Raw genomic sequence first — 11,709 nt, forward strand, 5'->3', positions numbered from 1 at the left:
AATAAAGACGCTTATTTGTATGGCCCCGTCTGCGTTGAGGAAACCATGCGAGGTCAAGGTATCGCAAAGGCAATGTTTGCTAAGTTAAAAAACTTCTTGCCACAGCGTCAAGGAATACTGTTTATCAAAGCTCATAATGAACCATCCATTCGCGCTCATCGAAAGATGGGGATGTGCCAGATGGCAGAGTTCACGCATGAAGATACGAGGTTTTTGGTGTTTGCCTATGAAGGCTAAGTCAGACGTAGGCAAAGCCCACCGCAGGTATCGCTCAGAGATTAAAGGCAAGTCCCTGGCGTATGGAAAAACTGAAGATGGCGGAACAATGGCGCGAAAATCCTGGGGTTGAGTTTCTGATGGAGTGTTGGGCTGATGACCCTGCTTTGAGGATTTTTATCAAGAAACTGGTGGCGAAGTGTCCGCAGTGGGGTATCGTCTGTATGGATGGGATGCTGGTGAATTGGAAAGCAGAATGAGCAGCAATAATCTGCAATTACTTTTGTGTCATGTCGGACTGGAGGGAACGGAAGGCTCATATAGAATCTTGGGAAGCGCAAGTGTGAATGGGGGAATAAGTGAGTAAGGCTGGAGTGATCGCTTTCTATACTAATGTGAATTTTGCGTGGATAACAATTGTATAATCAATCTTACTAACTCCTCTGGCTCTACTGGCTTTGTAATGTATTCTTGAAAGCCTGCTGCTATTATCTGCTCTTTATCTGTGTTTCCAACATAAGCAGTAAGGGCGATAGCAGGAATTTGTCCTCCTTGCCGTGGTGGTATAGCTCTAATTTGACGAATTAGGTTATAACCATCCATTCCTGGGATTGCTATATCAGTTAGTAATATATCTGGCTGAAATTGTAGAATTAATGCTAGTGCTTCCTGGGTTGAGGCGGCGATGGTGACTATTGCTCCCTGGTGTTCTAACAAAAATGCAATAAATTCTCGTGTGTCAACATCATCATCCACAATTAACACCTTAACCCTCTCTAACGTTGTAACCAGTTGGGACTGAGATTTGTCTGTATGCGATTGCAAGGGGGCTGGTATCAGCGGTAGCGTGACAGTAAAAGTTGCTCCTAGCCCTTCTCCTTGACTATCTCCTATTACACTACCGCCATGCAACTCTACTATATGACGAACTCTTGCTAAACCCAGCCCTAGTCCACCAAATTTTCTAGTAGTGCTGCTATCTTGTTGACGGAAGTATTCAAATAAATGGCTTATGAACTCCGGGCTAATACCTACACCTATATCACTGATTTGAATTACTGCATCAGAAGCAACCTGTTTTAAGGTAACTTCTATCCTTCCAGGATACGGTGTAAACTTTATGGCATTATTAAGTAGTTCCGATACAACCTGGTGTAAGCGGTCAAAATCACCTAAAACTTGACCTAAATCAAAATTAATGCTTGTTTGGATTTGGATAGATTTAGCTTCTGCTGCCAAATGTATTGTATCTAAAGATACTTCAATTATTTTTTGTAAGTCTACAGGTTTTACGTTCAGATGTAGCTTACCTTGCATAAAACGAGAAACATCTAGTAAGCTTTCAATCAAATGATTTTGTAACTTAGCATTACGCTCAATGCTAGCCAAAGCTGAGGCAGTTTGAGCTTCATCTAGTTTTTTAATTTGCAATAACCTTGACCAGCCGAGTATGGGATTGAGAGGTAAATGCAACTCATGTGAGAGAATTGCCAAGAATTCATCTTTAAGGCGGTTGGCTGTTTCAGCTTCATTACGGGCTACTTGTTCTAATTGCAAAATACGAGTACGTTCTATTTCCAATTCTTTTCGATCATTAATATCTGTACAACTACCAACCCAATTTACTACACGCTCTTGTATATCTTTTACTGATATACACAAAATTAAATGCCAGCGATATGCGCCATCTGCTCGACGCATTCGCACTTCTGCTTGATAGGAAATACTGTCCTGTCGAGCTATTGCCCAATTGTGATCTAACCAGTGCATATCATCTGGATGAATTACAGCTTGCCAGCCTTCATTTTGCACTTGTGCAAGTGTTAGCCCAGTGTAAACAAGCCAACGTTGATTAATATAAATGAATACTCCTTTTGTATCAATTGTCCAAATTAATTGGGGAATGGCTTCAGCTAATAAATGATAGCGCAATTCACTCTTTTCCAGTTCTGATTTTGTTTGTTCGAGTAGTCTCAAATATGACAGTTCAACTTCTTGACCGGCTAATTCAGCTTCTTGACTAGCTACTAGGAAATGATAATCGAGATCGCTTAAACTTCTGTTTCCCTTCCATTGAAAAGCATCTCTTAATGCTTTTCCTCGCAACAACCACGATTGATCGTTACAATTTGAATTATGCCATGCTAATAAAGCCTCAGAGTATGGTCGTAATTTAGTTAATTCTTGCTCAACCCATTTTTGATTAAAGACCGAATCGTAAATACAGTTATAAATTTTTAGGCTTCCTTGTTGTTTTACTACCAAGCCAGATAGTCCTAATTCTACTTGTTCCTGACTATTGTTTTCTACTATTTCTCCTTTTTCCAAAATTTCTTGATAAAGCCCCAACAGTCTTACTGCACGCTGCTGATTATTGATAACGCGATCGCGTATCGTCCGTAAATGTTCAGGTTCATCTTGTGATTCCCAATTTTCGATAATCCGTGACTTGACAACTTGTTCTACTAAATGAGGGGTTTGTTGCTCAGATTCCTCTACCATGAACTGACACAATTTTTGAGTCAGAAATGGTTGCCCCCCCGTCCACTGCAAAATCTCCTGCATTATCACTTGGGGATTATTTAATTTACCACGTAGACCCTTCTCTAATGGTTCAGCTTCATGGATTTGAAAACCCTTGAGAGAAATAGCCTGACCAATATTAAACGGAGTGCGCTGTTTATCCTCAATCAAATTACTCGGTGATGCAACCCCCAACAAACAAAAAGTGAGACGTAATAATTCCGGGTTATCAACTCGCTTGTTATAGCAAGCACGAATCAACGCAAAAAAGTCATCTGTAGGAAAATTTAAACTGAGTACGCTATCGATTTCATCAATAAAAATTACGATATTTTCTCTAACTTCAACAAGTAATATCTCTTCCAAAAACTTCCGAAATCGTGTTACTAGTGAGTTTAACTGATTTGCCTCCCACCAATCACCAAAGTCTACATCTAGCTCAAAAGTATCAATGAGTGTATCAATTAAATCTGCATACCATTGTTCGGGCGGGACATTCTGAATTCCGCCAGCGGATAAGTCTACGGCAGCACACTGTACACCTTCCTCTCTCAATCTCTGCATAGTCCGCACACGCAAACTAGACTTACCACTTTGACGCGAATTCAATACGTAACAAAACTTTCCTGCCTTCAATCCTTCATACAAAACTGTGCATCAGCTTCTCTCGTGACGTAGGTGCTGGCATTTTCAGGTAGACTTCCAGAAAATATGTACTGGTCAACCACGATTTACCTACTCCAAACGAGTTGAGAAATACTGACGATACAAATCATAACTAGGAACACAATCATTACTAACAAGTTTCACTAACCCCAAGCTGTGCAATTTAAATGCAATTTCAGTATCTAGCCTGACAGGTATTTCATTCATCACTACTCTTTTATACCCTATCTCAAGCTGAGGATTATGTTGTAAATACCACAGTTGTTGTCGCAGGTGGTCGCTGAAAATTCCCTGCTCTGTTGGTGCAAGCCTCAACAGTTCTTCTAACGTCGTCTGCTGGCTTTCCAGGTGAGCGATCGCCTGGAAAGCCAGATAAGGATGTCCACCAACCATCCCCATCAACCCATTTAAGCCCTGTTCTCCAAGCGTATCTAAACCTTGTTGTTTGGAAAGGTCTAATACTTGTTGCTCGTTAAATTCAGGTAACTCAATGGCCAACCCAACATTAAATGGGGAGTGATTTGTGTCGAGGGAAGGATAAGATTCAGTAGAGTGAACCATTACAAGGCGCAGTTTCTTCCAGATGTTACCAATCTTGTTACCTTGCTTGGCTGCTTCATACCATCCACGTAGCAATAAGCAGAATTGAGGGAAAATATCTGGATAATTAAACAGTCGCTCAAAGTTATCTATTGCTAGAACTAAGGGTGTATCTGTAACCGATAGTAAATATTTTTGAAAATAGCGGGTACAGTTTTTGTTGAGTCCAAACACTTCTTGCCAGTGTTTGTCTAGCTGGGGTTCTAATTCCAGGCTATCAGCAACATCAACGCACAGCCATTGCAAGAATGTTTTTAGATTAGCCAGAATGTCAGCATCAGCTAGTTTCAAATCGAGCTTTGCTGTTTGATAATCCTGCGCTCTAGCATGGTCTAATATTTTCTCTAGCAAAAGAGTTTTGCCCATTCTCTGAGGGGCTTTGATACGGATTAACGCCCCTGGTTGCACAATTGCGTTGTAGCATTTGTCTTCAATGGGCGGACGTTCGATATATATGTCTGCACCTGCATCTAGTTCAGAGTTTTCGTTAGCTTGCAACTGCCGTTCAACTGCATCCAATTTGTCAGCAATCTCTCTGAGTGTGCGTTCTTCTAGCTGAAGCTGCTGTTCGTATTGAAACTTGCGTGATGGGTCTGTTTCAATCACCCATGAGGTTCTTATGCTTGCTACTTTTTGGCTTTGCAGGGTGTATGCTTTTTCAAGTGAATCTTTTTCAAAGAGCGATCGCTGTCGTTGATTCTGTGACTGGGCTGAGTTATCCGATGCTACCGTCTGCTGCCCAAGGTGAATATTGTAGATATCGCCGCCAACTCGCCCAGCATTCACTGTATCGGCATTGATTAACCCGCCGCCAAATTGGGCATTGCGTAAGTCGTTGTTGACTTGCTTTGGCTTTTGTGAGTCCGGCATGGGTTAGGCTTGAGCAGGTTTAAGCGATATTGTTGTAAATAATATCACCATTGTTTTTTAGGTCAACAAATGCAAATTCTTTCTTAATCTCGCTTGAACTCCATTTGGGCAAAGTGGTCTTGCAGCAGTTTGTGGATGAAGCGATAGCGGCCACCGACGCGCTGGAGGAATAATCGCTCGGTGCAGTAGTCGAGGAAACGGGCGTAGTTCCAGGGGATGTAGCCGTTGAAGTAGAGGATGAGGCGTAGGGTGAAGTGTTTAATCACGGGTGTTCCACTTCTAGGTATCCCTACCAATAATGCCAAAAATAATCCCGATACTAAGCTAAAAATTAAACTATTATTGGTATGTAGAATTTGTTGAATTAAAAATATTAGTATTGCAGAAAGTAGAAAAACAAATGTTGATAATTTTACAGTATTTTTAGCTGATTGCCAAACACCTTGATTAGAAATAATTTTATTTTCAATTTCTATACCTCGAAAACAGTAAACTAGTCCAAAAATTAACCCAAAAACTATTACAATATTTACTAAAAAATTTTGCTGTAAAAGTCTTTCAATGTTATTAGTAAAAACCAGTCCAAATTTTCCAAAAATTGAACCTATAATTAATCCAAATATGAAACCCATTAGAAAATTTTTAAAAGAAAAAACTAGAGCTTCAATCGTTTTAATTTTATCCCCTATTAGCCCTGATATTATCCCAAAAATTAATCCATATATTAATCCGGAAAATGGCTCTAAATTCGTTTTCAAAATTGGCACTGACTTGTCAATCAGCCCAAATAATAGACCAATTATTACTCCATAAATTAGCCATTTTATAATTTTTATATTTAAAAATTTAAGCCTAATTAAAGTAATCTTATCGATTTTTATATCTATTGATTCACCAAATAATCCATTAATAATTCCAACAAGCAGTCCAATAATCAGTCCATACTTCAATCCAACAACCAATCCATGTTCCAACCAATAATTCAGCCCAACAATCACACCCTTCTTTATGCTAATAATCAACATGGCAATTAGCCAATAAATCATCCCAATAATCAATACAGAAACTAGTGTTTGTATAACTTCCCAGATAATTAAACTATAAATAATTTTAGAAATTTTATCTTTTAATAGACTAGGTTGCATTTCTTCAATCAAAAACTCTGTTTTCGATTCTTGCTGCATTTGTTGAGCAAACCAAATCAGCCATATTCGCGTTTGTTTAGCATTAGGATGTTTGTTGTTTAAATATGTTCTACTATTAATGTTCCGTATCAACATTTGCCCTATATAGGCATCTAGCAAATACTGGATCCTATCTGCTGTAGAGTTCAAATGTTGCCATTCTTCAACAGATATCTCATGAGATACTAAAACAGTAATGCTAAGTAATAAGGGAGTTTTAACTAACTCTAACAAATCTAAATCACTATGAATTGTATCCCAAAGTTCTGGATATTGGATAGCGATTAGATAATTATAAATCTGATTATTTGTTAAAGGTTGCAAGTAGATAGCACAGTTAAGTTGTAATTGAGTATTGTAGTTACCATATTCCTCAATTCGACTACAAACAACTAAATAATGTGGTCTATTCTCAGCATTTAAAAAATGATTAATTTTGTGAACGCAAAGCTCTTGACGCTGTGGCTCAATTTCATCTAGACTGTCCAGTAATGGTAATAATTGTTGATTATTTACCCACTCTTTGCCAAGCTTTTTTGAAACACCATACTTAGATTTGAGTTCTGCCACCAACCATTCAGCTATAGATTGGTGGTCGTCTTTCCAAGAAGACAAGTTGAATAAAACAGGAACGGGATAATCAGGCTGTTTTTCGGCACGTTTAATTAATTCTTGAGCCAGTTCTAATTGTGTGGTGGTTTTACCTGACCCTGGCGCACCCAATATTAACAGCTTCCCTGCAACTTCTTGGGAATCAAAAATTTCTAAAATTGTTGTCGTGTCTGGGAGAGGTTCAGCTGGCTTTAAACCAATTTTTATTTCTGCATCCCAAGGGCGTTTTACCTGTTGCGGTTGCGACTCTTTACCTAAATTAATCAACACAGCATTGTGGAGAGATTGCCTTAACCGTGCAGTCACTTCTTCCTTAACTGCCGCTAATAGTATCCTTTCATTCTTTGGTCGAGCAGGATTTCCTACTGGTGTCGTCTGCTGTCCTAAGAAAAAATTCCAGATATCGCCGCCAATTCTCTGAGCGTTTACATTCTCAGCATTTATAAACCCACCACCAAACTGGGCATTGCTTAAGTCGTTGTTATTGACTTGCTTCGGGTCTTGAGGGTCTGACATGGGTCATCTTGGGAAGTCTTCAGTGTCGTTGTTTTGAATGTTACCACCGATTTGCTGTGCATCAACACTGGTAGCATCCACTATGCCACCAGCAAACTGTGAGTTAGGTTGGTAGTAAATTGAGACTTTATCACCAGTTTGAGCTAGTAACTTATTTTGCTGGTTAATTGTGGAAAATAGCTGGTTGATTATTTTCTCTTTATCTTCCAGCCTACCTTGGTACTGTGCTTCCAATGCTTTAACCGCAAATTCATATCCCTGCATGAACTCGCTCTCGATTTTGGCTTTGTCTGCATCAGGGGCAACAGCTACTCTGACTAAAATAACGCCATCGCCTTTCTTCTCAATACTTTGGACATCCAATTGTGCGCCTTGGTTTTCGACTTCTACTTTTTTGAAGGAGTACGCAAAAGCATCCCAATCAATACCATTGCGGAAAATTAGATCAATAGTCTCGAAAGTTTTTTGAAATACATCATTAAATTCACCTGTTTTAAAAGAACCGTTATGGGGTCTTCTTTCTTTATGATCTAGTTCAAGATATACATAATCACATTGAACATCTGTAAAATTTGTATCAGGACTAATCCCCCAATTTTTAATACAGACTCCAGTTAAAGTAGCTTTATAAAAATCCGTAGCAATTGCTTGTGCTTCAGATAAGTTAGAATATTGGAGATTAGCTTTGTGTAACAAACTCCTACTTAGATCCGCTCCACCTAAATTAGCATTAGTCAAGTCTACTCCTACTAAATTAAGATTACTCAGATCCATATCACAATAATCTTTATTTTTACCATTCCGACTCGCACATAATCTTATAATTTTAGGATCGATTGAAAACTTAGCTTCAGATATATTTGTGCCTAGGTTTGCTCTATTCCAATCAACATAAGTTAATATTGCATCTGAAAAATCAGTTCCCTTAAGAACTGCATCAGTAAATTTTGAATTAGTTAAATTTGCTTTGTTGAAATAAGTTCCAGTCGCTGATTTTTTGAAGCTATCAATAAATTTTATTGAGATATAACCAATAATTAAAAACCAAATAATAGAACTAATACTTAATGCAACAATCTCAACCTTGTTATAGCTGTGTTCAATCAAAGCTTTTTGCCAACTAAATGCAAAATCACTACTATCAAACATTAATAATGTAAGTAAGCTTCCATTGATAAAAGTAAAATTTATAAGTTGTTTAGTAGTCCGTCCTGCTTTAACTTTTTCAAAATTAGCTTCTACTAATATAGTTGAACTAAAATCACAACCTTGAATATTACAATTGCTAAAATCTGCACCTGTAAGGTTTTGACCTTTAAAGGAGCGATTTCTTAAATCTTGATTAGTAAATTTGAGGTTACTCACTTGTATCATCATTTAGAAAGAGAAAACGGCTCTTGCTTTACTTGTACATAACACAATAATCAATACTAGTGAACCAGCTAACCCCTCTGCTTACCTGTCGCTAACAAACTACTCCGCCTCCTACCACCCATCAATTGAGGCCAACAGAATATTCACTAAAGGATGGTCGATTAATTCCTTAAATGCTTCCGTTCCCCCAGCCTTCAACGCACCAATCACCCGTGCTTTCAATGTTGGGTTACTTTCAATCTCATCCACAGCCCTAGCTACAACACTCATTTTCTGTGAGGTAGTTGCAGTGGGGTATGTCTGACCTAATTGGTTAAGCATCTGCTGAATTTCTGCTGCGGCTTGGGCGAGGTTCTGCTTTTGTTCGGGGTTGTAGTTGGTGATGTTGCCGCCGATTTGTTGGGCGTTTACAGTTTCGGCATTGACTAGACCGCCACCGAATTGAGCATTTTGCAGGTTGAAGTTGGAGGTTTTGTTACTCACCCTTTGTTGATTATTCTCACCTTGCACATTGTTGATATCGCCGCCAACTGAACCACCAACTGAAAATCCGCCTGGATTATTACTCATAAAACCTACCTGTTCAACGTTTGAATAAAAGCTGGGGCGCTGTAGTGCTGTAACTACCATATTCTGTAAATCAGTAATTCTGCTATCCTTTTCGGCAATGAGTGCTTTAACTTCTTGCTCTGCCAAGGCTTTTAGCTGATTATACGTTGCAAAATACTCGGCACTCAGTTGGGACTTATCTGCTGCGATCGCGGTATTAGCACGGAGCAAAAACTTATTCTCACCCCTTACTTCCATGCCTACAATCCGCAAATCTGCGTCGGGGTTATTCTCTGCCAACCGCTTGAACGAGATGGCGATCGCTCTGGGGTCAACGCCTTGGTTATGGTAGAGGTCGAGCGTGTCGAAGATTGGCTTAATAAAATCCCCAAACTCACCGTCAGCAAACACTTCTTGGCGATTGTCAGGTTTGCGGTGCGGGTCTGGGTTATCAGGGGTGGGCAGGCGCATATAAACGTATTTGCAGCGTACTCCATTAAATTTGGTGTCAGTGGTAATATTCCAATCTTCGATGTATGCACCAGTAAGAGTCGCGCCTGTAAAGTCTGTGCCGTCCAGTTGGGTTTGTACTAGCTTGGCTCTGGTCAAATCTGCGTCTTGGAGGTTGGCGTGGCTCAAGTCTGCACCGATGAAACTGGCATCTACTAAGTTTGCTCCTAGTAAATTAACTCCCCGCAGGTTTTGATGGTCAAAATTTTGAGCTTGTCCAAGTCTTGTCGTGACTAGCTTTCGTACTGGTGGCTGTTCCAGATAAGTATTGTCAAAACGAGCAATATCAAACTTTTTGACATTAAACCAACAAGTACGAGTCATATTAGCTTTTAAAAGATTTACACTCTTAAGCGTTGCCCCAGTAAAATTCGCATCTGTTAAGTCACTCTCTTGAAAACGAGTTCCATCGCCGATCCCAAATAAGATTGCAAAAGTCCGAATCAAGTCATACTTTTGCTCTCCTGCTAGAGCTTGTCGGCTTATGAAAACTGATAATGCAACCTCTGCTATAGTTACAATCATAACCACAGCTAATAATTCTGGTTGCGTTTTCCCAGCGGCTACAGGAAAATATAAAGCTGCAATTGCTGATGATACCGATGTGATATTTACAGCTTTTTTACCTACAGCCGCAGCTATAGTTACTGCTACAGTTAAAACTAAAATAGCTACTATGCTAGTTGCAAAAGGCATCATTCTGCTAAAAGTTGCTAACAAAGCTATAGCTACTGCGGCAACAAACAAGCCTTGACGGATAAATAAGTAACTAAAAAAGAACCCTAATATTACCAATACCAACACTCCAATTGGGTCTTTGTTGGTAGTAAGCAAAGATATGGTGTCAATAGTGAAGTAGGGTAAAAATAAACCTGCTAGTATTGCAAACAATAATGCAGTAGTTAATAAAGCTATTAATCCACCCCACCTTAGCCCAGCCTGAGCATGATTAAAGTTAGCGTCCCTCAAATTAGCCCCGGTAAAATCTACTCCTCGAATATCTGCATAACTAAAGTTAGCCCCAGCCAAGTCTTGACCTTTAAATGAACGACCTCTGAGATTCTGGTGTGAGAAGTCTTGGGGCATGGCAGGGCTAGTGAAAGCAAGGGTTGAAGCTAGATACAGCTTGAGTATGCGCTTTTACGGAGTGTAGCACAAGTTTTTGTCATGAAGGGTAAACAAACGGAAGCTATTGCGGCTGTAGTGAATTTCTGCGCTTGGGCGATCGCTTAGAACAATAAGTCCTTAAAATCCTTTTAAGGTTTTCCGTGAGGTTTTTTTAACCTATTGCCAGTAGTGTAAAAATTCTAGCACTTTAACTTAACTTGTTGACTAATATCTGAGAGTATAGGTATTTTGTCAGGTTTGAAGAGAAACTCTACTCTTAATCAAAGTATCAAACCCTCAAATCAAATCGAAAGTTACCATGAACAAACAATCATTTAACTACAAATTCTCAATTATTCCTTTATTAGGTGCAATAATAGTTAGCAACGGATTTTTCTTTAAAGTATCGGCTCAAGACATTTCTGCTCCACAAACTACTGATTCTGTTGGTGTTACTGTCGAGAATCAAGAGTTTCCGCAGTGGGGATATTACACAGTGCGAAGGGATTTACGCAGATGCGCTTCTCCAATATGCGGGGGATATTTCATCAAGCAAGTTAACTTGAAAGCTACTCCTTGCGTTGATGGGGTTTTTCGCTCAGAATGCTATGTGTCTGCAATTGATTGGAGTTCCTTAAAAGTATCACCATCAGAACTGGCAAAAATCCAAAATGATGATGGTAGCCGTCTGCTCCTTAGAGGTAACATAGTGCCAGTGACATTTCCCGGATTCGGTGAGTTTGGGAATTTGAGAGTAAAAGAAGCCTTCTATGCCGCTACAGCTGCCCCAGCAAAAGGTACTTTTGTGGGATTAAAAGACAATGGCATTCGCTGTATCACTACTCCTTGTTTCTCCACAAATCAACTGGTTTTGAATAAACCGAGGATTTCTCAAGTCTCGTCAATCGATTTGAGTCAAACGGGTGCAACGCAAAAACAACTTGACGCAGCAACAAGCGAAATTTTTGGTAAAGGTTTGATT

General features: G+C 39.4%; 8 protein-coding genes. 3 read left to right on the forward strand and 5 right to left on the reverse strand.

Features of this window, described 5'->3' with window-relative positions; translation table 11 throughout:
• On the forward strand, nt 1-237 hold a 237-nt coding region (locus RMY31_RS32190), incomplete at its 5' end, for an N-acetyltransferase family protein (protein ID WP_409879027.1).
• Nucleotides 238-299: 62 nt separating this feature from the next.
• Nucleotides 300-476 (forward strand): hypothetical protein, encoded by a 177-nt coding sequence (locus tag RMY31_RS32195; RefSeq protein WP_409879030.1) that lies wholly within the window; start codon nt 300-302, stop codon nt 474-476.
• 130 nt (nt 477-606) lie between these two features.
• On the opposite strand, the gene RMY31_RS32200 is transcribed toward RMY31_RS32195, so the two are convergent.
• From RMY31_RS32200 to RMY31_RS32220, 5 genes are all read right to left on the reverse strand, one after another.
• A complete protein-coding gene (locus tag RMY31_RS32200) occupies nt 607-3,387 on the reverse strand; it encodes an AAA-like domain-containing protein (RefSeq protein ID WP_409879031.1) in 2,781 nt (926 codons plus the stop codon).
• Between the two features lie 87 nt (nt 3,388-3,474).
• Entirely contained in the window at nt 3,475-4,875 is a 1,401-nt protein-coding gene (locus RMY31_RS32205) for an AAA-like domain-containing protein (protein WP_322657097.1), read from the reverse strand.
• Between the two features lie 83 nt (nt 4,876-4,958).
• Nucleotides 4,959-7,187, reverse strand: a complete 2,229-nt coding sequence (locus RMY31_RS32210; RefSeq protein WP_322657096.1) for an NACHT domain-containing protein — start codon at nt 7,185-7,187, stop codon at nt 4,959-4,961.
• Between the two features lie 3 nt (nt 7,188-7,190).
• Nucleotides 7,191-8,552 carry a pentapeptide repeat-containing protein gene (locus RMY31_RS32215; protein WP_322657095.1) on the reverse strand — a complete coding sequence of 454 codons (1,362 nt, stop codon included), beginning with the start codon at nt 8,550-8,552 and terminating at the stop codon, nt 7,191-7,193.
• 120 nt (nt 8,553-8,672) lie between these two features.
• The gene (locus RMY31_RS32220) at nt 8,673-10,706 is read right to left on the reverse strand and encodes a pentapeptide repeat-containing protein (protein ID WP_409879034.1); all 2,034 of its coding nucleotides are present in this window, start codon (nt 10,704-10,706) and stop codon (nt 8,673-8,675) included.
• Between the two features lie 340 nt (nt 10,707-11,046).
• Here RMY31_RS32220 and RMY31_RS32225 point away from each other — a divergent pair.
• Nucleotides 11,047-11,709, forward strand: a 663-nt coding sequence (locus RMY31_RS32225) for a DUF6748 domain-containing protein (RefSeq protein WP_409879036.1), incomplete at its 3' end; no start/stop codon positions are given.

Origin of the sequence: Dendronalium sp. ChiSLP03b, assembly GCF_034531165.2 — a bacterium.
GTDB classification, from domain to species: Bacteria; Cyanobacteriota; Cyanobacteriia; order Cyanobacteriales; family Nostocaceae; genus Dendronalium; species Dendronalium minutum.

Bases quoted from the DNA above. Each gene is read 5' to 3' on its own strand.
- RMY31_RS32195 (WP_409879030.1), top strand. From the start codon at position 300: ATGGAAAAACTGAAGATGGCGGAACAATGGCGCGAAAATCCTGGGGTT.
- RMY31_RS32205 (WP_322657097.1), bottom strand. From the start codon at position 4,875: ATGCCGGACTCACAAAAGCCAAAGCAAGTCAACAACGACTTACGCAAT.
- RMY31_RS32210 (WP_322657096.1), bottom strand. From the start codon at position 7,187: ATGTCAGACCCTCAAGACCCGAAGCAAGTCAATAACAACGACTTAAGC.
- RMY31_RS32220 (WP_409879034.1), bottom strand. From the start codon at position 10,706: ATGCCCCAAGACTTCTCACACCAGAATCTCAGAGGTCGTTCATTTAAA.